The organism is Sulfitobacter sp. NFXS29 (genome assembly GCF_040148765.1).
In the GTDB taxonomy this organism is placed as follows: Bacteria; Pseudomonadota; Alphaproteobacteria; order Rhodobacterales; family Rhodobacteraceae; genus Sulfitobacter.
In genome coordinates this window covers 117,970-140,940 of record NZ_JAGDED010000001.1, presented here as the reverse complement: position 1 = coordinate 140,940, position 22,971 = coordinate 117,970, and the positions used below count along the sequence as shown (strand labels likewise).

The 22,971-nt window shown below is 63.4% G+C and carries 26 protein-coding genes; 10 read left to right on the top strand and 16 right to left on the bottom strand.

All coding sequences use genetic code 11. The features are described from left to right. Positions 1-24: 24 nt before the first annotated feature. Positions 25-1,023, top strand: a complete 999-nt coding sequence (locus J3456_RS00720; protein WP_349578478.1) for a polyprenyl synthetase family protein — start codon at positions 25-27, stop codon at positions 1,021-1,023. Here J3456_RS00720 and J3456_RS00715 read toward each other — a convergent pair. The 4 genes from J3456_RS00715 to soxR all read right to left on the bottom strand — a co-directional run bounded on the left by J3456_RS00715 (position 1,020) and on the right by soxR (position 6,001). After that, positions 1,020-1,892, bottom strand: a complete 873-nt coding sequence (locus J3456_RS00715) for a 4-(cytidine 5'-diphospho)-2-C-methyl-D-erythritol kinase (protein ID WP_349578477.1) — start codon at positions 1,890-1,892, stop codon at positions 1,020-1,022. The two genes, J3456_RS00720 and J3456_RS00715, sit on opposite strands and share 4 nt — an antisense overlap. After that, on the bottom strand, positions 1,889-3,598 hold the full coding sequence (locus J3456_RS00710; RefSeq protein WP_349578476.1) for a tetratricopeptide repeat protein: 1,710 nt from the start codon (positions 3,596-3,598) through the stop codon (positions 1,889-1,891). The genes J3456_RS00715 and J3456_RS00710 overlap by 4 nt, the downstream gene beginning before the upstream one ends. 168 nt (positions 3,599-3,766) lie before the next feature. After that, the gene (locus tag J3456_RS00705) at positions 3,767-5,419 is read right to left on the bottom strand and encodes an electron transfer flavoprotein-ubiquinone oxidoreductase (protein ID WP_349578475.1); all 1,653 of its coding nucleotides are present in this window, start codon (positions 5,417-5,419) and stop codon (positions 3,767-3,769) included. Between the two features lie 126 nt (positions 5,420-5,545). After that, a complete protein-coding gene (gene soxR, locus J3456_RS00700) occupies positions 5,546-6,001 on the bottom strand; it encodes a redox-sensitive transcriptional activator SoxR (protein ID WP_349578474.1) in 456 nt (151 codons plus the stop codon). Between the two features lie 86 nt (positions 6,002-6,087). Here soxR and J3456_RS00695 point away from each other — a divergent pair, with 86 nt between their 5' ends. The 3 genes from J3456_RS00695 (at position 6,088) to J3456_RS00685 (ending at position 8,163) form a co-directional block, all read left to right on the top strand. Continuing rightward, the gene (locus tag J3456_RS00695; protein ID WP_349578473.1) at positions 6,088-6,468 is read left to right on the top strand and encodes a VOC family protein; all 381 of its coding nucleotides are present in this window, start codon (positions 6,088-6,090) and stop codon (positions 6,466-6,468) included. A gap of 142 nt (positions 6,469-6,610) precedes the next feature. After that, positions 6,611-7,081, top strand: a complete 471-nt coding sequence (gene greA / locus J3456_RS00690; RefSeq protein WP_349578471.1) for a transcription elongation factor GreA — start codon at positions 6,611-6,613, stop codon at positions 7,079-7,081. A gap of 14 nt (positions 7,082-7,095) precedes the next feature. Continuing rightward, positions 7,096-8,163 (top strand): hypothetical protein, encoded by a 1,068-nt coding sequence (locus J3456_RS00685; protein ID WP_502989476.1) that lies wholly within the window; start codon positions 7,096-7,098, stop codon positions 8,161-8,163. Positions 8,164-8,172: 9 nt separating this feature from the next. Here the strand turns inward: J3456_RS00685 and J3456_RS00680 are convergent, their stop codons facing one another. From J3456_RS00680 to J3456_RS00670, 3 genes are read right to left on the bottom strand one after another with little or no spacing between them, the layout of a single operon-like run. Next, positions 8,173-9,936 (bottom strand): bifunctional molybdopterin-guanine dinucleotide biosynthesis adaptor protein MobB/molybdopterin molybdotransferase MoeA, encoded by a 1,764-nt coding sequence (locus tag J3456_RS00680; protein ID WP_349578470.1) that lies wholly within the window; start codon positions 9,934-9,936, stop codon positions 8,173-8,175. Beyond that, positions 9,933-10,535, bottom strand: coding sequence for a molybdenum cofactor guanylyltransferase MobA (mobA, locus tag J3456_RS00675; protein ID WP_349578469.1), 603 nt, complete (start codon positions 10,533-10,535; stop codon positions 9,933-9,935). The genes J3456_RS00680 and mobA overlap by 4 nt, the downstream gene beginning before the upstream one ends. A gap of 4 nt (positions 10,536-10,539) precedes the next feature. Further along, complete coding sequence (locus J3456_RS00670) at positions 10,540-11,430, bottom strand: formate dehydrogenase accessory sulfurtransferase FdhD (protein WP_349579119.1); 891 nt, start codon at positions 11,428-11,430, stop codon at positions 10,540-10,542. 49 nt (positions 11,431-11,479) lie between these two features. Here J3456_RS00670 and J3456_RS00665 point away from each other — a divergent pair, with 49 nt between their 5' ends. Beyond that, positions 11,480-12,205: an AzlC family ABC transporter permease gene (locus J3456_RS00665; RefSeq protein WP_342852202.1), complete on the top strand. Its 726-nt coding sequence runs from the start codon at positions 11,480-11,482 to the stop codon at positions 12,203-12,205. Then, positions 12,202-12,528: an AzlD domain-containing protein gene (locus J3456_RS00660; RefSeq protein ID WP_349578468.1), complete on the top strand. Its 327-nt coding sequence runs from the start codon at positions 12,202-12,204 to the stop codon at positions 12,526-12,528. Before J3456_RS00665 ends, J3456_RS00660 begins: the two co-directional genes overlap by 4 nt. Before the next feature lie 9 nt (positions 12,529-12,537). Here J3456_RS00660 and J3456_RS00655 read toward each other — a convergent pair whose 3' ends face one another. From J3456_RS00655 to J3456_RS00635, 5 genes are all read right to left on the bottom strand, one after another. After that, positions 12,538-13,146 (bottom strand): hypothetical protein, encoded by a 609-nt coding sequence (locus J3456_RS00655; RefSeq protein WP_349578467.1) that lies wholly within the window; start codon positions 13,144-13,146, stop codon positions 12,538-12,540. A 33-nt stretch (positions 13,147-13,179) separates the two neighbouring features. Beyond that, positions 13,180-13,314 (bottom strand): aa3-type cytochrome c oxidase subunit IV, encoded by a 135-nt coding sequence (locus J3456_RS00650; RefSeq protein WP_067625061.1) that lies wholly within the window; start codon positions 13,312-13,314, stop codon positions 13,180-13,182. 155 nt (positions 13,315-13,469) lie between these two features. Further along, entirely contained in the window at positions 13,470-13,928 is a 459-nt protein-coding gene (locus tag J3456_RS00645; protein WP_349578466.1) for a DUF6173 family protein, read from the bottom strand. Between the two features lie 3 nt (positions 13,929-13,931). Then, positions 13,932-15,008, bottom strand: a complete 1,077-nt coding sequence (locus J3456_RS00640; protein ID WP_349578465.1) for an MBL fold metallo-hydrolase — start codon at positions 15,006-15,008, stop codon at positions 13,932-13,934. Further along, entirely contained in the window at positions 15,008-16,735 is a 1,728-nt protein-coding gene (locus tag J3456_RS00635; protein WP_349578464.1) for an acyl-CoA dehydrogenase, read from the bottom strand. Before J3456_RS00635 ends, J3456_RS00640 begins: the two co-directional genes overlap by 1 nt. Positions 16,736-16,893: 158 nt before the next feature. Here J3456_RS00635 and J3456_RS00630 point away from each other — a divergent pair, with 158 nt between their 5' ends. Continuing rightward, entirely contained in the window at positions 16,894-17,826 is a 933-nt protein-coding gene (locus tag J3456_RS00630; RefSeq protein WP_349578463.1) for an L-threonylcarbamoyladenylate synthase, read from the top strand. Here the strand turns inward: J3456_RS00630 and J3456_RS00625 are convergent. After that, positions 17,823-18,377: a YqgE/AlgH family protein gene (locus tag J3456_RS00625; RefSeq protein WP_349579118.1), complete on the bottom strand. Its 555-nt coding sequence runs from the start codon at positions 18,375-18,377 to the stop codon at positions 17,823-17,825. The genes J3456_RS00630 and J3456_RS00625 overlap by 4 nt on opposite strands. Before the next feature lie 164 nt (positions 18,378-18,541). On the opposite strand from J3456_RS00625, the gene J3456_RS00620 reads away from it, so the two are divergent. Further along, positions 18,542-19,354: a protein-disulfide reductase DsbD domain-containing protein gene (locus J3456_RS00620; protein ID WP_349578462.1), complete on the top strand. Its 813-nt coding sequence runs from the start codon at positions 18,542-18,544 to the stop codon at positions 19,352-19,354. A gap of 9 nt (positions 19,355-19,363) precedes the next feature. On the opposite strand, the gene moaB is transcribed toward J3456_RS00620, so the two are convergent. The 3 genes from moaB to J3456_RS00605 are packed head-to-tail and all read right to left on the bottom strand — an operon-like array spanning position 19,364 to position 21,274. Further along, on the bottom strand, positions 19,364-19,906 hold the full coding sequence (moaB, locus tag J3456_RS00615) for a molybdenum cofactor biosynthesis protein B (protein WP_349578461.1): 543 nt from the start codon (positions 19,904-19,906) through the stop codon (positions 19,364-19,366). Beyond that, positions 19,903-20,517 (bottom strand): LysE family translocator, encoded by a 615-nt coding sequence (locus J3456_RS00610; RefSeq protein ID WP_349578460.1) that lies wholly within the window; start codon positions 20,515-20,517, stop codon positions 19,903-19,905. The genes moaB and J3456_RS00610 overlap by 4 nt, the downstream gene beginning before the upstream one ends. Continuing rightward, entirely contained in the window at positions 20,510-21,274 is a 765-nt protein-coding gene (locus tag J3456_RS00605) for a uracil-DNA glycosylase (RefSeq protein ID WP_349578458.1), read from the bottom strand. The genes J3456_RS00610 and J3456_RS00605 overlap by 8 nt, the downstream gene beginning before the upstream one ends. A gap of 108 nt (positions 21,275-21,382) precedes the next feature. Between J3456_RS00605 and J3456_RS00600 the strand changes: the two genes are divergently transcribed. Both J3456_RS00600 and J3456_RS00595 read left to right on the top strand, forming a co-directional pair. Next, positions 21,383-22,330 carry an aspartate carbamoyltransferase catalytic subunit gene (locus J3456_RS00600; RefSeq protein ID WP_007118949.1) on the top strand — a complete coding sequence of 316 codons (948 nt, stop codon included), beginning with the start codon at positions 21,383-21,385 and terminating at the stop codon, positions 22,328-22,330. A gap of 56 nt (positions 22,331-22,386) precedes the next feature. Continuing rightward, positions 22,387-22,920 (top strand): hypothetical protein, encoded by a 534-nt coding sequence (locus J3456_RS00595; RefSeq protein WP_349578457.1) that lies wholly within the window; start codon positions 22,387-22,389, stop codon positions 22,918-22,920. Positions 22,921-22,971 lie beyond the last annotated feature (51 nt).

Here is a 22,971-nt window from a genome sequence, read left to right as displayed (position 1 = left end):
TCGAGCGGGACGCGGGAAATGATGATGAAAAGTGATGCAACGGCCAAACCGCACGACCGCATGGCGGCCTATCTGAGCGACGATATGGCGGCGGTCAGCGCCCTGATCCGCGAGCGGATGGCGTCGAAACACGCCCCCCGCATTCCCGAAGTCACCGCCCATCTGGTCGAGGCTGGCGGCAAGCGCCTGCGCCCGATGCTGACGCTGGCTGCGGCCCGGATGTGCGGCTACGGCGGCCCCTATCACGTCCATCTCGCGGCGACGGTGGAGTTCATCCACACCGCGACCCTGCTGCATGACGATGTGGTGGACGAAAGCGCGCAGCGGCGGGGGCGCCCCACGGCGAACCTTTTGTGGGACAATCAGTCCTCGGTGCTGGTAGGCGATTACCTTTTCGCGCGCAGCTTTCAGTTGATGACCGAACCGGGCTCGATGCCTGTGATGCGCATCCTGTCGAACGCCGCCGCGACAATTGCCGAGGGGGAGGTCTTGCAACTGACCGCCGCGCAGAACCTTGCCACGGATGAACAGGTTTACCTGCAAGTCGTGCGCGGCAAGACGGCGGCGCTGTTCTCGGCCGCGACCGAGGTGGGCGGCGTAATTGCCGACGCGCCAGAGGATCAAGTCAAAGCGCTTTACGACTATGGGGACGCGCTTGGCATCGCCTTCCAGATCGTCGACGATCTGTTGGATTATCAAGGCGATACAGGGGCCACGGGCAAAAACGTCGGCGACGATTTCCGCGAGCGCAAGCTGACCCTGCCGGTGATCAAGGCCATTGCCAAAGCCGATGAGACCGAGCGCGCGTTTTGGGTGCGCACCATCGAAAAGGGCAAACAGGAAGAGGGCGATCTCGACCATGCGCTGATGCTCTTAGCCAAACACGATACGCTGACGGCAACACAGCGCGATGCGCGGGACTGGGCGGAAAAGGCCAAATCGGCCCTTGCCCCCCTGCCCGCCCATGAATTGAAAGACATGTTGATCGATCTGGCCGACTACGTCGTCAGCCGGATCAGCTAAGCGGCCAAGATCGGCGCGGCAGCGACCCACCACTGGGGCGCGGCACTGCTGATGCGATGGGCCGCGTCCTCGGCCTGCGATGCGGTGGCGTAGAGGCCGAAACAGGTCGCGCCCGATCCGGACATCCGCGCCAGCGCCGCATCGCTCAGCGCTTCCAGACAGGCCCCGATGACCGGCTCCCGCGCGATCGCCGGGGCGGCGAGGTCATTGCGCTGTGCGGTTAGGAAATCGATGAACTCGGAAAAGTCCGCAAAGCTCGGGATCACCTCCGGCATCGGCGGTTGGTTCTTATCGGTCAGGGCCGAGAAAACGGCAGGAGTCGGCACATCAACGCCGGGGTTCACCAGCACCATATGGCAGGGTGGCAGTGGCGAAAGCGGCGTGAGGACCTCTCCCACCCCCTGCATCCGCTGCGGGCCGCGCGTGAGGCAAACCGGCACATCCGCACCCAGCCGCGCCGTGTCTGCGGGCAGTGGGACGCCCCAATGCGCGGTAAGCAGGTCCAAAGCCGCCGCCGCATCGGCAGAGCCGCCGCCGATCCCTGCCGCTGCGGGCAGGTGTTTCTCCAGATGCAACGCGGCACCACGGCCCGCGCCCGCATCCAGCATTTCTGCCGCGCGCAGCACGAGGTTGCGCGCATCAGTCGGCACCCCTTCGGCCCGCGGGCCGCTCACGGTGAGGGTCAGATTGTTGGCAGCCGCCACATGCAGCGCATCGCCCACGCCCGCCCGCACCACCAGCGAATCCAGCAGGTGATAGCCGTCTGCCCGCTGGCCGGTGCAATGCAGGGTCAGGTTCACCTTGGCCCAAGCCATCCGCGACGCCGAAGCGTCGGGACCAGCGGGTGCCCCATTGTTCGGAAGGCTCATTCGTCTGCAGCAACCTTCAGCGGGGCCGCGCCCTCTTCGGACAGCACGGCGTCAAGCCCGACCTCCAGCTTGCGGCGCATCCGCTCGGGGTCGGCCTCGGAATCCGCATCCGTTAGATCGACGAAAGACAGCGCCCGACGCCATTGGAACTCGGCCTCGCGCTGGCGGCCCACGGCCCAATAAACATCGCCCAGGTGGTCATTCACCACCGGGTCCACCGGCTCCAGTTCCACCGCGCGCTCCATCTGCTCAACCGCCTCTTCGTAGCGGTCCAGACGGTAGAGCACCCACCCCAGCGAATCGACGATATAGCCACTGTCGGGGCTGGCCGCGACGGCGCGTTCGATCATGTCCAACGCCTCGTCCAAGTTGCGCTGCTGTTCAACCAGCGAATAGCCGAGGTAGTTCAACACCTGCGGCTGCTCTGGGTTCAGCTCAAGCGCGGCGCGGAAATCGGCTTCGGAGCCTTCCCAATCGCCGCTGCGCTCTTTGGCGATGGCACGGGCGTAGAACAGCACCCAACGGGCGCGGGCGGTTTCGGGCGTCAACGCGAGCGCTTCGTCGTAGGACGCGATGGCCGCCTCATAGTCTTCCTCGGCGCGCAGCATGTCGCCCAGCGTGGAATGCACCACCGCCAGTTCCCCATGGCTGCGGGCGAGTTGCTCCAGCACTTCGATGGCCTGCGCCGTCTTGCCCGAGCGCCGCAGCGCATCGGCGCGGCCCAATTCCGCAGCGTGATAGGCGGGGCTGTCGGCAGGTAGGGATTTGTACTCGGAAATCGCCAGATCATGCTCGCCGAGGTTTTCCAAAAGGCTGGCCGTCAGCAAAAGCGCATCGACATGATCGGGGCGCAGATAGCGGGCGATGCGCGAGTAGAGCAAAACGTAGTAGTCCCCCGCCGCCTCATTGCGCAGCACGGCGGCGAAGGTGAAAAACACCTCGGCCATGCCCGCTTGGGCGTCGGGCATATGGCTGAAGGGGGCCGGTGCCTCTTGCTGCAGGGCCTCGATCAGCCGCGCGATTTCGGGATCGGTATCCGCGCCAAAGCCGTCCGAGAGCACGGCGAGTGCATCGTCGCTGCGGCCCAGTTGGCCGAGGATCTCGGCATGAGCCATGACCCCGCGCCGGGTCTGACCCGCAGCACCCGCCGCACCACTGTCAAAGATTGCCTCTGCCCCTTCGAAGTCACCCACACTCGCCAGCGCGAGGGCCTTGTGATACATCACAAAGCCCTGCATCCCGGCCTCTTCGCTCAACCCGTCAAATGCGGCCATGGCGGCGGTGACATCGCCTGCGCCCATATGCGCCCAAGCCTGCACCAACCCGCCGACCCAAGGGCCGATGGCCGAGGTATCCCGCTCTAGCAGGGCCTTGTAATCGCCCTCTTTCGCCATGGCGGCCACGAGGGTCATCTCGGCCACTTGGCTCTTGGTGCCGAGGGTGATCATGTTGCGCGCCAGCGGCAGCGCCTTATCCACCCGCCCAAGCGAGAGATAGGACAGCACCGCGCTTTCCATCAGTTCGATGTTCTTGGGATCACGGGCCAGCGCCTCAGTGTAATAGCGCGCGGCTTCGGGGTAATCGCTGTTCACGGCGGCATGCCGCCCCGCCAGATAGGGGCCCGCGATCGACTGCGCCATCAGAGGCGCAGAAAGGCCGATGCAAAGCGTCGCAACGCTGGTGAAACCTAGGACATTCCGAAACATGCAAACCGCCTCATATCGCTTTGCGCTCAGGCTATCATCTCTGGGCCCGGGCGCAATGGCGGGGCCGCGATGAGACATGCGGCCGACAGGATTTCGCCGACCCGGACAAAGAAAGGACCGACACGCCCTCGCGTGCCGGTCCTTTTATAGTGCCTATTGGCGACCCGTTTACATGTTTGGATAGTTCGGCCCATCGCCGCCCTGCGGGGTGGTCCAGACGATGTTCTGCGTCGGGTCTTTGATATCGCAGGTCTTGCAATGCACACAGTTCTGGAAGTTGATCTGGAACCGGGTCTCGCCGGTTTTCTCATCCTCGACGAACTCATAGACCCCCGCCGGACAATAGCGCGCCGAGGGGCCGGCGTATTTCGGCAGGTTCACCTCGACCGGAATGCTCGGGTCTTTCAACTTAAGGTGCGCAGGCTGGCTTTCCTCGTGATTGGTAAACGAGAAGGCCACGTTGGTCAGACGGTCAAAGCTGAGCTTGCCATCGGGTTTGGGGTAGTCGATCTTTTTGTGCTTATCCGCAGGCTCCGTCGCCTCGGCGTCTGATTTGCCATGGCTCAGCGTGCCCAAAAGCGAGAAGCCGAGCGTGTTGGTCCACATGTCAAAGCCACCAAGCGCCAGCGAAGCGGTGAGCCCGTATTTCGACCACAGCGGCTTGACGTTGCGCACTTTCTTGAGGTCCGCGGCAATCGGACCTTCGCGCACATCGGTTTCATATTCGGTCAGCTCATCCCCGCCCCGACCCGCTTGGATCGCCGCATAGGCGGCTTCGGCTGCGGCTTTGCCCGAGAGCATGGCGTTGTGGTTGCCCTTGATGCGCGGCACGTTGACCATGCCGACCGAACAGCCCAGCAAAGCCACGCCGGGGGCCACCATCTTGGGCATCGACTGATAGCCGCCTTCGGTGATTGCCCGCGCGCCGTAGGCCACACGTTTGCCCCCCTCAAGCAACTCGGCCACCATCGGGTGGTGCTTGAAACGCTGGAATTCCATGTAAGGGAAAACATGCGGATTTTTGTAGCCGAGGTGCACGACGAAGCCGATGTAAACCTGATTGTTCTCAAGGTGGTAGATGAAAGACCCGCCGCCCGCGTTGCTGTTCAGCGGCCAGCCCATCGTGTGGGTCACGGTGCCTTCTTTGTGCTTGGCGGGGTCAATCTCCCAGATTTCTTTCATGCCGAGACCGTATTTCTGCGGCTCTTTACCCTCGTCCAACCCGTATTTCGCGATCACCTGTTTGCTCAGGCTGCCGCGCACCCCTTCGGAGAGGAAGACATATTTGCCGTGCAACTCCATGCCCGGCTCATAGCTTGGGCCGGGGGTGCCGTCGGCCTGACGCCCCATCTCACCGGCAACGACGCCTTTGACTTCACCATTCTCGCCAAAGACGAGTTCGGAACAGGCCATGCCGGGGAAGACTTCGACGCCCAGTTCTTCGGCCTGCTCGGCCATCCAGCGGCAGACATTGCCCATAGAGACGATGTAGTTTCCGTGGTTTTTCATCAGCGGTGGCATGGGAAATTCGGGGATGCGCAGCTTGCCCGCCTCGCCCAGCAGATAGAAGTTGTCTTCTTTCACCGGCACGTTGATCGGCGCGCCTTTTTCTTTCCAATCGGGGATCAGCGCATCCAGCCCGCAGGGGTCAAGCACCGCACCCGACAGGATATGCGCGCCCACTTCCGAGCCCTTCTCCAGCACCACGACATTGCAATCGGCGTCCAACTGCTTGAGCCGGATCGCAGCCGACAGGCCAGCAGGCCCGGCGCCGACGATCACAACGTCATATTCCATCGCTTCGCGTTCAATCTCGGCCATTTTGGTGCTCCCTCACGGCAAATTCGGTTTGGATTTGGCTAAACCACCGCCGCGCGCAATGCAATCGCGACCCTGCGTTTATTGCGCAAAAGGTGCTCCGAGCGACATAACATGACGCGCAACTCATCAGGTCGCCGGTTCGTCCCCCATCAGATAGCGCGGTCCGGGGCCTTTTTCACCTGCGCGGTCGATAGGATTGTAAAGCGCGCAGGCCTCCAAGCTCAGGCAACCGCACCCGATGCAGCCGTCAAGATTGTCACGCAGCCTGTTTAGGGTGGCGATGCGCGCGTCGAGGGCGGCGCGGAAGCCTTCGGAAATGCGGGTCCAATCGGCCTTGGTGGGCGTGCGCCCGCCCGGCAAGCGGTCCAACTCAGCCTTGATCTGTGGCAGGGTGAAACCGAATTGCTGGGCGATCATCACGAAACTCAGCCGCCGCAGATCCGCCCGCTCAAAACGCCTCTGCCCACCCGCATTGCGCCAAGGCGCGATCAGCCCCTGCGCCTCATAGTAGCGAATGGCCGAAACGGCGAGCCCGGTGCGCTTGGCCAAAGCCCCGATCGACAGCCCCTCACTTACCGCCATTTCGCCCCCCATAAATTCCTTGACCTAAAGTTAGGTTTAACAATTACGCTCAGATGGCACAAGCGATCACAAAAAGGATAAACGCCATGCCCGCGCAACTTGAACATGCCAATTTCACCGTCTCTGACCCCGCCGCCACCGCCAATTGGATGCGCGAGGTCTTTGGCTGGCACCTGAGATGGGAGGGCGATGCCATGGCCGGGGGCCATACCAAACATGTCGGCACTAAGACGCATTACGTCGCGCTCTACACTCCCGGCAAGGCGGGCACTCTTATGAACACCAGCTACGAAACCATCGGTGCGCTCAACCACATCGCGGTCGTGGTGGATGACCTTGACGCCACCGAAAAAGCCGTGCTGGCGCAGGGCTTCACCACCGGAAACCACGCCGACTATGAGCCCGGACGGCGGTTTTATTTCCACGATGCGGACGGGATCGAATATGAGGTCGTGCAATACGATTGACGGCAGTCAACCGCCGACCCTGAGGCCGTTAGGCACTTGCAATTGGCGGGCAGTTTGGGTCAGGTATCTGCCAAGTTAACACGCAATTGGCCGCCCCCCGGCGAAAACCCGGGTGCGGCCCTCATTATGTAGGCACACCGCCATGGAAAAGATCCCGATGACCCGCGACGGTCACACCGCGCTCGAAGTCGAACTCAAGCAACTCAAGTCGGTTGAACGGCCCGCCATCATCAAGGCCATCGCCGAAGCGCGCGAACATGGTGACCTGTCGGAAAATGCCGAGTATCATTCCGCCAAGGAAAAGCAGTCTTTCATCGAAGGCCGCATCAAAGAGCTTGAGGGCGTGATCTCGCTCGCGGATGTGATTGACCCCAAGAAACTGTCAGGGTCGATCAAATTCGGGGCCACGGTGACGCTGGTGGATGAGGACACCGACGAAGAGAAGACTTATCAGATTGTTGGTGAATATGAGGCCAATATCGAAAAGGCCCTTTTGAACATCAAGTCGCCCATCGCGCGCGCGCTGATCGGCAAGGACGAAGGTGATTCCGTCGAAGTGCGCACCCCCGGGGGGCAAAAATCCTATGAGGTTCTCAAGATCGTTTACGCTTGATCGGGAAGGCTGACATGGCAGAGCCCGACGCTTCCGCACCCCAAGATCAAGCCCCCCGCGCCCCGCGCGGCGGGAACGGCGCCGCTCGGCCTACGTCGATGGGCGTCTACGACCGCCCCAAATCCAACAGCATCACCGAGATTGAGATCATCGCGGGCGCGCTTTCAGCGCTTTGGCTGCTTGGCACGGCGATCTATTTCACCTTCATCGCCGCAGAGGTGCCGGAAGGGACCAATGACGGGGGGGTGCGTGGGCTGCTGATCCTGTTGGTGGTGATCTTGCCGGTCGCGATGATCTGGGTCGGGGCCACCGCCGCCCGTGCCGGGCGGGTCATGCGCGAGGAAATCCAACGCCTACAGGCCGCGATTGATGCCATCCGGTATTCCTATTTCTCGCAACAGCAGGGTAACAAACCTGCGGGCGACAGCAACATCGCGCGCAAGCTCGATGAACTTGCCGCCAGCGCCCGCAAGACCGAGATCGCGTTGGCCGGGCTTCAGGGCCGCGACGAGACTGCGCGCCCCGTGACCCCGGCCCCCGCGCCGACACCGCCCGCCGCCGAAGACCAGCCGACGCTGGCGCTTGGCACGCAGGCGGGCGACAAGACACAGCCGCTGTCTGCCGAGGATTTCACCCGCGCGCTTAACTTCCCCGAAACGGCGGATGACCAAGCCGGGTTCGACGCGCTGCGCCGTGCCTTGAAAGACCGCTCCGCTTCGCAACTGGTGCAGGCCGCGCAGGACGTGCTGACCCTGCTCAGCCAAGACGGCATCTATATGGACGACCTGCGCCCCGACCGCGCCCGCCCCGAAGTATGGCGTCAGTTCGCCAGCGGCGCGCGGGGCCGTACGATCGCGCCTTTGGGGGGCATCCGCGACCGCTCTTCACTGGCGCTGGCCAATGCGCGGATGCGGCAAGACCCGATCTTTCGCGATGCCGCGCATCACTTCCTGCGCCGATTTGACCGGACCTTTGCCGAGTTCGAGAAACAGGCAACGGATGAGGAAATCTCTTCGCTGGCCGACACCCGCACTGCCCGCGCCTTCATGCTGCTAGGCCGCTGTGCGGGCACCTTCGACTGACGCGCGGCCTTAGCTGGTAAAACTGCCGTAAGGAATGAAACGGACGAGATCGCCGGGCGCAATATCGCGCGCGGTCTCGTCCAATTCGACCAGCCCTTCGGCCCAGCTTAGCCCGCTGATACGCCCCGATCCTTCGGAGGCAAAAACCTCGGCCCGGCCATCGCGCATCCGGGCGCGCAGATATTCCCGCCGCCCGGCCTTTTTGCGTTTCTCAAAGGCGGCAGGCACATCAAAGCTCTGCGGTTCCTGCCAGCCGCCCCCGGCAAGCAGCGCCATGGCGGGCCGCGCGAAAATCAGCGAACAAACCATCGCCGCCACCGGATTGCCCGGCAGCCCGAACACCGGCACGCCCTGCCACATCCCAAGAGCCAAAGGCCGCCCCGGCTTCACCGCGATCCGCCAAAGCTGCATCGCCCCCGCCTCGGTCAACAGGGCCGAGACGTGGTCTTCGTCCCCCGCCGAAGCGCCGCCGCTGGTCAGGAACACATCCACCTGCCCCGCCGCCGCGTCAAGTCTTGCGCGCAGTGTCGCGCGGTCGTCGGCCACGCGGCCCAGATCGACAGCCTCGTGCCCAAAGTCCGCCGCGAGTTGCAGCAACATGGGGCGGTTGGCGTCGTAAATCTGCCCGTCGCGTGCTGCCTCCCCCATCTCGACCAATTCGTCGCCGGTGGAGATCACGCCGACCTTCAATCGCTTGCGTAGGCGCACCTCTGCCACACCCGCTGCCGCCATCAATGCCAGTTCCGCCGGACCAACGCGCGTGCCTGCGGCAAGGATGCCATCGCCCGCCTGCACGTCTTCCCCGGCTTTGCGGGTGTTCGCCCCCTGTTTCACCGGCCCGTGAAACCGCAACATGCCGCCCTCGGCAGTCACGTCTTCTTGCAGGATCACGGTATCCACGCCCTCAGGCAGCGCTGCGCCGGTCAGCACGCGGATCGCTTGGCCCGCAGGCACTGCGCCGGGGCGATCCCCTGCCGCTGCACGGCCCGGCACCAGCGGAAGCTCATGCAACCCTTCGCCGCGCCCACCGGCAAAACCGTAGCCATCGACCGCCGTGTTCGGCAGCGGTGGGTTGGCGCGGATGGCGGTGACGTCTTCGGCCAGGATACGCCCCCCGGCATCGGCGGCGGGAAAGGTTTCGGCCCCCGTCACCGGGTGGAGGCGCTCTTTCAACAGCGCCAGCGCATCATCAACCGGGGTCCAATGCACACCGGGTGGCAGGGCGAAACAGTCGTTGCGCAGGGGCGGCGGTGCGGTGGTGGCAGATGCCGTGGGGGCGGCGATCAGCCCCACTTCGCGCAGGATAAAATCGGCAATCGCACGGGTGTCGTTCAGATCGAAAACAGGCCTGTCCATCTCAAGCGCCACGTCGCTGGCCACCGCCCGCACCGTCGGGTCATCCGGCGCGATCAGCGCGTTTCCGGTCTCAGCCCGGTGCGCTTCGACCTTGGGATGGCCGTCGCGTTTGTAGCCTTCGATCAGCACCAGATCGACGGGCGAAAGCCGCGCCAGATGCGCGTCGAGCGGCGGCTCTTCGGCCCCGCGCAACTCATGCATCAAGGCAAAGCGCGCGCCGGAGGCCAGCAACACCTCGCGCGCCCCCGCGACGCGGTGGCGGTGGCTGTCCTTGCCGGGGTGGTCCACGTCGAAAGTGTGATGCGCATGTTTGACGGTCGAGACGGTGAAGCCGCGCCCGGTGATCTCAGAGACCAACCGTTCCATCAATCCAGTCTTGCCCGCGTTCTTCCAACCGACGACGCCGTAAACCCTCATGCCATCGCCTCTGCTTTAGCCAAATCCTCAGGCGTGTTCACGTTGAAGAAAGCGGCCTCGTCGGGGAACAGCGCCTCGCGCCCATCATGTTTTTCAGTCCACAGCACCACCTTGCGCAGCCCGCCGGCCAAAGCGGCACGCAAGTCATCTCGCAGTGCCACCGGCCATAGGCCAAAAGTCGGATGCCGTGCGCTGCCGCGTTTGGCGTCAGGGGTCGCCGCCAAGGCGAGCGGGTGGGTCATGCCATCAGCGGCGAGCAACAGACGCGGCACCAAATCGCAGGGGAAGAAAGGCGTGTCGGCAGCCGCGGTGACAATCGCCTCCGCCCCCTGCTCCGCCGCCCAATCCAACCCGGCGAGCACGCCCGCGAGCGGACCGGCAAACCCTTCGATACTGTCGGCCAGCACCGGCAGACCCAGATCAGAAAAACGCGCCGCATCGCCATTGGCGTTCAGCGCCAGTCCCGCGACCTGCGGCTCCAGCCGGTCGATCACCGAGGACAGCAAAGTGCTCTGCCCCAGCGGCAGCAGCCCCTTGTCGCCACCGCCCATGCGGGTCGCCTGTCCGCCCGCCAAAATGACGCCAAGTGGTTGTTTCATCTTATTATTCCTTCGCGCCCTTGCGGCCACTTTCGCGCGGCTCTTCAGCCACGCTGGCGGGGTCTGCGTCGCGGATCAACCGGTTTTCCCCTGCCAAACAGGTGAACCGCTGCCCCCGCATCCGCCCGATCAATGTGAGATTGACCTGCTGCGCAATTTCCACCCCCCAAGCGGTAAAGCCCGAGCGGGACGCCAGCACCGGAATGCCCATCATCGCCGTCTTGATCACCATCTCAGATGTCAGCCGCCCGGTGGTATAGAGCACCTTATCCTCGGCCCCCACGCCTTCGGAGAGCATCCAACCGGCGATTTTGTCGACCGCGTTGTGACGGCCCACGTCTTCCATATAAACGAGTGGCCGGTCGCCTTGGCATAGAACGGTGCCGTGGATCGCACCGGCCTCAAGATAAAGGCTCGGCGTCCGGTTGATCTTGGCCGCCAGCGCGTAAAGGTCCGAAGTGCGCACCGGCGTGTCGGGCAAGCGCACATCGGCCAGCCCCTCCATCATATCGCCAAAAACGGTGCCCACGGCACAACCGCTGGTGCGGGTCTTGCGCTGCATCTTGTCTTCGTAATCGGTTGCGCGTTTCGTGCGAACGACGACGGTCTCAAGCTCTTCGTCATAGTCGACGCCGGTGATCTCCTCGTCCGGGCGCAACATCCCCTGATTGCGCAGAAAGCCAAGCGCCAGATAGGCCGGATAGTCGCCAATGGTCATCGCGGTCACGATCTCTTGCCGGTTGAGGAATATCGTTAGGGGGCGTTCTTCGACCACATTGATCGCCACCTCCGCCCCGGTGTGATCCACGCCAGAGACATTGCGCGTCAGCCGAACAGCACTCGGATCGGGGGCGATCAGGTAATTGCTAAGTTCATTGTCTCGGGCCAATTGTATCCCCTTCCGGTTAGGTCTAAGCCTTTGACATTATATTTAAGAGTTCGTCATGGCCATCACCACCACCAAATCCGCCTATCGCAAAGGTATCGTTGACGCATTGCCTTTCGTGCTGGTGATTATCCCCTTCGCCTCGCTCTTTGGCCTTCTGGCGACCGAGGCTGGGTTGAACGTATTCGAGACGCTGACATTCTCGATCGTGGTGATCGCCGGGGCCGCGCAGTTCACGGCGCTGCAACTGTTGCAAGAAGACGTACCCACGGCCATCGTGCTGGCCTCGGCGCTGGCGGTGAACCTGCGGATGGCGATGTATTCGGCCTCTCTCACCCCATGGATCGGGGGCGCGCCGCTTTGGCAGCGGGCACTGGCGGCCTATATGACGGTCGATCAATCCTATGTGGCGGCGATGACCCAATATGAGCGGGAACCGCAGATGACGGTGCCGCAGCGGATGGCCTATTTCTTTGGGACCGTGACGCCAGTGGTACCGCTTTGGTATATCTTCACGCTGGTCGGTGCGATGGTCGGCTCAAATGTGCCGGATAGCTGGGCGCTGGACTTTGCCATCCCAATTACCTTTCTGGCCATGATCGCGCCGATGTTTCGCACGCTGGCCCATGTGGCGGCGGCGCTTGTTGCGGTGATCGTGAGCCTGATCGCTGTCGATGTGCCCTATGCGCTTGGGCTGATCATTGCAGGGCTTGCTGGCATGATCACCGGCGCGCAGGTTGAGGCGTGGATGGAACGGCGCAAACCCGGGAGCACGGCACGATGATCGACAGAACCTCACTTTGGATCGTGATTATTGGGCTCGGGCTGGGCAGCTTTTTCCTGCGCTTTGTCTTTACTGGCTTGGTCGGCAACAAGCAGATGCCCGCCTGGCTGTTGCGGCATCTGCGTTATACCGCCGTGGCGATTCTACCCGCGCTGGTGGCACCGCAGGTGCTTTGGCCCTCGGGCACGGACGGGCAGTTTGATCTGCCGCGTGTGACTGCGGCGGTGGTCACGCTGGGTGTGGGGCTTGTGACGAAGAACGTGCTCGCCGCGATCCTGTCAGGGGCCGCGGCGCTCTATGGGATGCTCTATCTGGTGGGGTAAGCGCGGGCGCTACTGGCGGGCCAGTTGCGCCGCACGCAGGGCGTCGATCACGTCGCCCTCATCATCTTCGTAGTATTTCGTCGTGGTCACGCCCGGCAAGGTCTCAAAACGCTCTTGCAGCTTGACGGGATAGAAGGTCGACCCAACGCCTTGGAAACCGGGGATTTGGCTAAGAATACCGCTGGTGGCATTGGCGCAAAAGGCGCCGGGCACCGCCCCGTTGGAGGTCACCAACTGAAGCGCCCGTTCGGCCACTTCGGGGCTGACCGGGATTTCCTGACTGACCACATGAAAGGTGCTGCGGGCATGGGCGGATTTATAGGCCTGCAGCCACGCGGGCGTCACCCCGTAGAGCACATCGCCCCGCTCGGCCATCCGCGCGTCCCGGAACGATCCGGCAGGGTCAAAAATTACACGTTGAGACCCATTCACCATCAGCGCGGAATGCCCGCCGCTGCCGGTGCGGTTGTTCACCATGGTCATCAATGTGAGGGAGGGCGGCTCGGGCGAGCGATAGGCCGCACGCGCCACGACGTCGGGCGGGCTATCGGGGCTTTGATCCACCGAACAGCCAGCCAGAACGCCAACCAGCGCAATCGCCGTCAAGAGAGTTTTCAAAGAGTTACCCTCTCACGCAGGGATAGGGCGTGATCAACCTGCAAAGATCGCCAGCAGGACCAGGATCGCCAGGATGACAACGGCGCTGCGCGTCACGAAGGTCATGAACCCGTCAAAGGTCTTTTGCTGTGGTTCGTAATTCATGCTGCCGTGTTCGTGTTCAGCCATTTTCGTCTCCCTAAGACAATCTGTTGGCGCTGATTAACCTATTCGTAACACCCTGTCACGGGGGGATGATAATCAGAAAACCATACTAGCGTTACGCGAAATTACGCGCTAAAGGGGAATCTTGCACTTGCGCGCACGCGAAAGAGTCGTGCAGGTCAGGTCTCTTCCAGATCGGCGACCAAACGAAAGCCGATCCTTTGCGGTGCGGCATCGGGCACTTTCTTTGGCAGGGCCCGCAACATCACGTTTAACTGCCCCACATGCTGCACCAATTGTGCCCGCGCCCCTGCCGGATCGACGCCGTAAAAAGTAATGATATCGGGGTCGAAATACCCCATGCCTTCGATCCGCAGCACCCCGGCATCGCCCCCGGCAAAGCCAATCGCCGCCTCATGGTCGTTGTCGAGCTTTTCTTCAAAATTCTTGAGATAAAGCACGACCCGCTCATAGGCCCATTGCGCAGGCGACTTCTGTTTCATCGGCTTGTCGGTTACCGATTTGGGCAACGGCTGGTCGCCTGACTTGGGCTGATCCGCGCCTGTATGCACCTCATGCATACGCGGCAATGCGGCCTCCTCATAGGCTTCGGCCGCCGTTTTCACCTCATCGCCCATCGCTCACCCCTTGCGCTGATACACCCATGCGCCGTCTGCCTCACGCAGCACGCGCGTGGCCTCTCCGGCCTGGTAAAGGTGGCTCAGATGGGCGACGGCTTCAACCAGCGCGAGGCCATATTCCGCCTCGCCGATGTTGCGCTTGAACAGCGATCCGAAACATTCCGAGGCCGATTTCGGGGTGTCGATAAAGGCCAGCAGGCGGCGCAGGGCGCTGTGGTGGTTCTCGATCAACTGTTTGAGTCGCGTCGGCAGGCCGGTGAAGGGCAGCTTGTGCCCGCCAAGCACCAGATGATCCTCGCGCGCCAGGGGGACAAAACGTTCGCAAGCCTCCAGCCATTCGCCGATCGGGTCGGCCATGGGCTCCGTCGGATAGACGCCGATGTTGGGGCTGATGGAGGGTAGGATTTGATCCCCCGCGATCACCAGATTGTCATCCCGGCTCCAGAAGGTGGCGTGTTCGGGCGCATGGCCATTGCCGATATGCACCTCCCAATCGCGCCCACCCATGCGGATCACGTCATCCTGCCGAATTCGGGTGAAGCCTAGCGGCAGCGGGGCCACCACGTCGGAAAAATTGAAAGGCCGTTCGCTGGCGCGTTTAGCGTAGAGTTCCGCCGCCATGCCCGCTTTACGATAAAACGAGAGGGATTCGGCGACCGGCACCTCTTGCACGTCCAGCGTCAGCATCCGCGCGGTGAGCCATGCGGTCCGCGTGGTGACCAGCTCTGCGCCATGCTCCGTCTGCAACCAACCGGCAAGGCCGATGTGATCGGGGTGATGATGGGTGACGACCACGCGCGAGATCGGCTTGCCGCCCAGCGGCCCGGACATCAGCCCGCGCCAGATCTCCTTGGCCCGGCGCGAGGCGAAACCGGTGTCGATCACCGTCCAACTGTCACCCTCATCCAGCGCATAGACGTTGACGTGATCCAGCTTCATCGGCAGCGGCAGGCGGAACCAAAGCACCCCCGGCGCCACTTCGGTCGCCTCCCCCTCGGCGGGAGGCACGTCCCATGGATAGCGCAGCCCCTTTGGCGGTTTCGGCGTGGTGGCGGAGAGGGTTGCTTGTTCTGACATCAGCGTCTCAAGTCTTCGACATCAAGCGCATAGAGGTCTTCGGCCCCCGCCTGTGCATGGGCCAGCAGCCCCTGATGCTCTGGCAAGAGCCGCTGGATATAAAACCGCGCCAGCTTCTCACGCGCGCCGCTGCCGCCTGCGGCTTTCTCAGCCATCGCGGCTTGCAGATGCAAATGCCCGCCCAGCACGCGGGCAAAGGCGCGCAGGTAGGGTACCGCACCGGCGAAGCGTTCGTTCATGTCCTTTTGCGCGGTCATCCATTCGGTCGCTTCGCGCAGGGTCTCGCTGGCTTGCCAGACGGCATCGGCCATGCGGGGGAACGGGTCGCGCGCGGTTTCGGCATCGGCTTCGATCTCATCCAGCAGGCGGTTCGCCGCCTCGCCGCCGTCCATCATTTTGCGGCCCACAAGGTCCATCGCTTGAATGCCGTTGGTGCCCTCGTAGATCGCCGTGACACGCACATCGCGGCTGAACTGCGCGGCACCGGTTTCTTCGATAAAGCCCATTCCGCCATGCACCTGTACGCCCATCTCGGCAACGCTTATGCCTACGTCGGTACCAAAGGCCTTGGTGATCGGCGTCAGGAAAGCTGCCCGCGCCGCCCATTCGTCGCCCTGCCCGGCGCGAGCCATATCGCTGGCATAGGCGCAGCTCAGCGCGATGGCACGAGAGGCAAAGATATCAGCCTTCATGCTCAAGAGCATCCGGCGCACATCGGCATGGTCGACAATGGTGCCCGTGCCGTCCTCGACGGGAGAGCGGCCCTGCTTGCGCTCCAGCGCATAGTCCAGCGCCAGTTGATACGCCCCTTCCGCCGCGCCGATGCCCTGCTCACCAACGCCAAGCCGCGCGTTGTTCATCATAGTGAACATCGCCGCCATGCCGCCGCCTTCCCGGCCGATGATCCAGCCGGTGGCATTGTCATATTGCATCACCGCGGTGGGCGAGCCGTGCAGCCCCATCTTGTGCTCAAGGCTGACCACGCTCACGCCGTTGCGCTGGCCCGGCTCCCCATTCTCATCCGGGATGAACTTGGGCACGAGGAACAGGCTGATCCCCTTGGTGCCCGCGGGAGCCCCCGGCAGGCGGGCAAGAACCAGATGGCAGACATTACCCGCGAAATCATTATCGCCCCAAGAGATATAGATTTTCTGGCCCGAGACTGCGTAGGTCCCGTCGCCATTGTCTTCGGCCCGGCTGCTGAGCGCGCCCACGTCCGAGCCGGCCTGCGGCTCGGTCAGGTTCATCGTGCCGGTCCATTCGCCGCTGATCAGCTTGGGCAGGTAGAGGTTTTTGATCGCGTCAGAGGCATGATGTTCCAGCGCTTCGATCTGCCCTTGGCTCATCAACGGGGCGAGTTGCAGCGACAGGCAAGCGCCGCTCATCATCTCGTTGACTGCGCTGGTCAGGGTCATTGGCAGGCCCATGCCGCCGAACTCAGGGTCGGCCGACATGCCGATCCAACCGCCCTCGGCAATCGCGGCAAAGCCTTCGGCAAAACCGGGAGAGGTGCGCACGATGCCGTTCTCCAACTTCGCGGGATGCAGATCACCGCCGCGTTGCAGGGGGGCCAACACGTCATCGCACAGCCGCCCGGCTTCGGACAGGATCGCCCCGGTGACGTCTTCGCTGGCTTCAGAGAAACGGTCGGTGCTGCGGAGCGTTGCGAAATCCAGTACGTCCTCGATCAGAAAACGGTAGTCATCCACGGCGGCGCGGTACGGCATATCATATCCTCCTGAAAGGCGCGCTTGATCTGGCAAGCCTGACATGGCCCTGATAAAGGCTGGTTTATGTTGCCGCCAGCATGAAATGCCCGGCCGCCCCCCGCAACCCAAACGCGGCGTCACGGGATGCTGCATGATTAGACAGGATTAGCCCTGCTATGACCGAGACGCTGAGCCCCACGCCCCAAGGCATCGCCCGCGCCGCCCGCCTGCTGCAAGACGGCGCGCTGGTCGCCCTGCCGACCGAGACGGTCTATGGCCTTGGCGCGGATGCCCGCAATGGGGAAGCCGTGGCGGGGATCTATGCCGCCAAGGGGCGGCCCAGCTTCAATCCGCTGATCGTGCATCTGCCGGATATCGAGACAGCCAAACGCTACGTGGAATGGACCGACGAGGCCGACCGGCTGGCGCAGGCCTTTTGGCCCGGCGCGCTGACATTGGTCTTACCGCTCAAACCCGACAGCGGGCTGTCGTCACTGGTCACGGCGGGATTGCCCAGCCTTGCGGTGCGCGTGCCAGCCCACCCCGCCATGCGGCAGGTCTTGCAGGCACTCGATGGCCCCGTGGCCGCGCCCTCGGCCAACCCTTCGGGCAAGATCAGCGCGACCACGGCTGCGCATGTGCTGGCGGGCCTCGACGGGAAGATCGCGGCGGTGCTGGATGACGGCGCCTGCACTGTTGGCTTGGAAAGCACGATCCTCGGTCTGACCGGGCCCCGACCTGCCCTGCTTCGCGCGGGTGGCCTGCCGAGTGAGGCGATAGAGGCGGCGCTCGGGCAACCGCTGGAAATCGTAGACGGCGCAGAGATCATTGCGCCGGGGCAGTTGGCCTCCCACTACGCCCCCGGCGCGGCGGTGCGGTTGGATGCAGAAACGGCTGGGCCGGGCGAAGTGCTGCTAGGCTTTGGGACGATGATCTGTGATCTTAACCTCTCGCCCGCTGGCGATCTGACCGAGGCTGCGGCGAATTTGTTCGACCATCTGCACCAGTTGGACGCCACTGGTCAGAGCATCGCCGTGGCGCCGATCCCCGATCACGGCTTGGGCCGAGCGATCAACGACCGCCTGGCCCGCGCCGCCGCGCCGCGCTAGGCGTGGCCGGCTGAGGCCGACAGCCCCAAGGGATCAATGCCCAGCGTTTTGAGCGCTGCCGCCCATTTCTCTGCATCCGGCAGGTCAAAAATCACCTCTGGCGACGCCTCACAGGTCAGCCAGCCGTTCTGCGCAATCTCGCCCTCCAACTGCCCCGGCCCCCAGCCCGCATAACCCAGCATCAACTGCGCGCGCTCTGGCCCCTTGCCGGTTGCGATGTCTTCGAGAATGTCGCGCGTGGCAGTGAGCGCAATGCCATCGCCGACCCGCAGCGTTTCAAGGGCAGAGCGGTATTCGTCAGAATGCAGCACAAACCCGCGCCCCGTCTCGACCGGCCCGCCGAAATGCACCGCCAGAGATTTCGTCTGCGGCGGCGTGTCTTCGACCAATTGATCCAACACATCTGACAGGCGCAGTTCCGGGGCAGGTTTATTGACCATCAGCCCCATCGCGCCCTGTTCGGAATGCGCAGAAAGATAGATCACGGAATGTGCGAAACGTGGATCGCCCATGCCCGGCATCGCGACCAGCAGTTTGCCCGTCAGTTCCATTGTCTGACCCGTCAACGCCCACCTCCTAAAGGTAACCTTTCTTTGAACATGGCCGCTTGCGCCCCACAAAACAAGAGAGCTGCCGTGCACCTGCCCGCATCGGCGAAACATGGATGATGCAAATGTGACTTGGCAGGCGCGGATGGATACCGCATCAAGGCCGCATGTATATATCACGCCTCTTCTCCGCCCTTCTGTCCTGTCTCGCCCTTGCCCTGCCCGCCGCCGCACAGGACGGTGTCGGCACGCCGTTGCAGGGTGATCTGCTCACTGGTTGGCAACAGTCTGACGGGCGGCGGGTGGCGGCGATCCGGCTGCGCATGGCACCGGGGTGGAAGACCTATTGGCGCAGCCCCGGTGACGCTGGCATTCCGCCGGAGTTCGACTGGTCCGGCTCGGACAACCTGCGCGACGTGCAGATCACATGGCCCGCGCCCAAGGTCTTTGACCAAGGTGGTGTGAACTCCATCGGTTATGCGCGCGAAGTGATCCTACCGCTGACCATCACCCCGCGCAGCCCCGGTGCCCCGGTGACCTTGGACACCAGCATCGACCTTGGCGTGTGCAGTGACATCTGCCTGCCGCAGACGATTCACCTTCGTGCTGTGCTTGATACCAACGACAGCAAGCCCACCCCGGCCATCGCCGCCGCCTTTGCGGCGCGCCCTTATTCCGGGGCCGAGGCTGGCCTGAAAAGCGCCCAATGCAGCCTGCGCCCCACCGCGCGGGGACTGGCGATCGAAACCCGGCTCGCCCTGCCCTCTGCCGGGGGTAAGGAGACCGTGGTGATTGAGCCCGGCAACCCCAACATGTGGATGAGCGAGATGGACAGCCAGCGGTCGGGCAATACGCTTGTCGCCAGCGGAGAGATGATCGCCGAGAACGGCACGGCGCTGGCATTGGACCGCTCCGCCATTCGGATCACCGTCATCGGGCAGGATCACAGTGTCGAGATCACGGGCTGCACCTCTGGCTAAGCCACGGCGCTACTTGCGGCGCTGATGCTCGTCCAGCCGGGGCATGATCTCAACGAAATTGCAGGGCATGTGGCGGTAGTCCAGCTGCTTGAGCAAGATACCATCCCACGCGTCCTTACACGCCCCCGGGCTGCCGGGCAGCGCGAACAAATACGTCCCCTGCGCCACCCCGCCCGTCGCACGGCTTTGCACGGCGCTGGTGCCGATTTTTTCCATTGAGATTATGGTGAAAACTGTGCCGAAAACATCGATCTCTTTCTCATAGACATCGCGGTGCGCCTCGACGGTCACGTCGCGCCCCGTAAGCCCGGTGCCGCCGGTGCTGATCACCACGTCGATCTCAGGGTCCGCGCACCAGTCGCGCAGTTGCGCCGCGATGGCGGGGCGGTCGTCGGTCACGATTTCGCGCGCCGCCAGCACATGGCCCGCCGCTTCAATCCGCGCGACCAAAACGTCGCCCGAGCGATCCTCGGCCAAGCTGCGGCTGTCCGAGACGGTCAGCACGGCAATTCTCACGGGGATGAACTCCCGGCTGTCGTCGATCCTGCTCATGTCCGCTCCATCATTGCCAAACGCGCGGCCAGTGCCACGAAGATGCCGCTGCTGATCCAGCCGAGCACACGCCCGCCCCCGGCCAGCCGCCGCCCAATTCCAGCAGCGAAAACACCAACCGCGCCGTTGATGACGAAACCGCCCAAGGCCAGCACCGCGCCGAAGGTCAGGAACTGCGCCAAGACCGGCCCAGCCTCTGGGACAACGAATTGCGGCAGAAAGGCCAGCACGAAAAGGATCACCTTAGGGTTCGTCAGATTGACGGCGAAACCGGTGTTGAAAGCGCGCCAGCCGCCCATGCCGGGCGTCGTATCCCGCGGCTTTCCAGCCTGTCGCAGCGTTTGCACCGCAAGCCAGAGCAGATAGGCCACGCCGAGCCAGCGGATTATGTCCAGCGCCCAAGGCAGCGCGGCGACAACCGCGCCCAGCCCCAACCCGGCCAAGGCCACATGCACCAGCACGCCTGCCGAGATCCCCGCGCTCGCCGCCAACGCGGCACGCGGGCCCGAACGCAGCCCCTGCCCAAGGCAGAACATCATATCCGCCCCCGGTGTCAGGTTCAGCGCCAAGGCGGCGGGTACGAAAGCCAGAAGGGTCAGCGCATCAACCATCGCGCAATTTCGCCTGAACGCTGAGCAGATCGGCCCAAGCCTCACGCTTGGCCTCGGGGTTGCGCAGAAGATAGCCGGGATGGACCATCGGCATGCAAGAGAGATCGAGGGCCTTTGTCCAATTGCCCCGCAACCGCATGATGCTGCGTTTTTCCAGCAACGATTGGCAGGACCAATTGCCAAAGAGCACCAGCACCTTGGGCTTGGCCAATTCGATATGACGCTGCACAAAGGGGCGCATCATCGCAATCTCATCCGGTTTCGGGTCGCGCCCCTGCGGCGTGCGCCACGGCAGGATATTCGACAGATAGACATTGCGGTCCCGCCCCATGTCAATCGCGGCCAACATGCGGTCAAGCATCTGGCCTGTACGGCCGACAAACGGCTTGCCCGCGCGGTCTTCGTCGCGGTCGGGGGATTCGCCAAAGATCATCAAAGGCGCGCCCGGCACCCCATCGGCAAAGACCAGATTGCGCGCGCCCTTGTGAAGCTCGCAATGTTCGAACCCTTGGACCGCGGCGCGCAACTCTTCCAAGGTCTGCGCGCTCCGCGCGGCGCGGCGGGCCAAGGCGACGGGGTCGGGCGTTTCCGACGCCTGCAAAGGCTGGGGGCCCTTGCCGATCTTGGCACTGACTTTGGGCGGGCTTGCGGGCACCTCATAGCGGTTGACCGGCGCGTCGCAAATCGCCTCGGTCGCGCCAAGCTCGACCTGCCACGCCAGCATCTCTGCCGCCTGATGATAATCGAATGATTCCATGGCCGCAGCTTACGCCCTGTCGGCGGGGGGCGAAATGCCCTATCGCTGCGCTTTACCTGCCAAGCCGCCCGCGCCTATAAGGCGGCAACAGCAGAAGGGATCGCCACCATGTCATTCGCCCATCGCCACCTGCTTGGCATCGAACAGCTCTCGCAGTCCGACATCACCACCCTGCTGGATTTGGCCGACACCTATGCCGACCGCAACCGCCAGCCGAACAAGCATTCCGACGCGCTGCGCGGGCTGACACAGATCAATATGTTCTTTGAAAACTCCACCCGCACGCAGGCGAGTTTCGAGATCGCGGGCAAACGCCTTGGCGCGGATGTGATGAACATGGCGATGCAGGCCAGCTCGATCAAAAAGGGTGAGACGCTGATCGACACTGCGATGACGCTGAACGCGATGCACCCCGATCTGTTGGTGGTGCGCCACCCGCAGTCAGGCGCGGTGGATCTGCTGGCGCAGAAGGTGAACTGCGCCGTACTCAACGCAGGCGACGGGCGGCATGAGCACCCCACGCAGGCGCTGCTCGATGCGCTGACGATCCGCCGTGCCAAGGGGCGGCTGCACCGCCTCAGCATCGCGATCTGCGGTGACATCGCGCACAGCCGCGTTGCGCGGTCGAACATCCTGCTGCTTGGCAAGATGGAGAACCGCATCCGCCTTGTCGGCCCGCCAACGTTGATGCCTGCCCAAATCGACCAATTCGGCGTCGAAGTCTTTGACGATATGAAAAAGGGCCTCGAAGGCGTCGATGTGGTGATGATGCTACGCCTTCAGAAAGAGCGGATGGACGGCGGGTTTATCCCGTCCGAGCGCGAGTATTATCACCGCTATGGGCTGGACGCCGAAAAGCTCGCCCACGCCAGCCCCGACGCCATCGTCATGCACCCCGGCCCGATGAACCGCGGCGTTGAGATTGACGGCACGCTGGCCGATGACATCAATCGCTCGGTGATCCAAGATCAGGTAGAGATGGGCGTCGCCGTGCGCATGGCCGCAATGGACCTGCTGGCGCGCAACCACATCGCCGCCCAGCCCGGCGCGGCCTGAGCGGAACTCCAATGGGCCGCGCAGCGTTTTCCTTTGAACAGTCAAAGGAAGCCGTCATGCCCCATACAGAAGTTGCCCCGCAAGAAGCCGGCAAGGTCCGGGTCTATACCCTCTCGCTCTCGGATGACGAGGCGCGGGCCATGCGTGATGATGAGACCGCTCAGGCCGCCGCCCTCGGGGTTGAGCGGATCGACGCCGCCTATACAGAAGTCTTCCGGGTTGCCGACCTCGATCAACTGGGGCTTGCGGGCTATCTGCGCGACGGCAATGGCGTGAACCCCAACCAAATCGAGACGGACCGCAGCAAGCTTGCCGCGCTCGATGGCTGGGTGATGATCGTCTACTCCCGCGCTTTCGCCGGGCAGTCGCTGCAACTGGCTCCGATCCCGGCGCTGACCCATATCGGGACCTATACCGAAGGCGGCCCCGACACGCCCGTGCAAGCGATGGAAGCCGAAGCCGCACAGCCCTACACTGGCATCCCCCGGGTCACTCCGGCTGAGCCTGCAAAGGGCGGTGGCGGCAAGACGATGATGATTGTGGCCATTGTCGCGCTGATCCTGCTGATCATTTGGTGGCTGCTAGCCTAAGGCGAAAACCGCTGGCACCCTTGGTGCTGGCGGGTTACATCTGGCCCATGC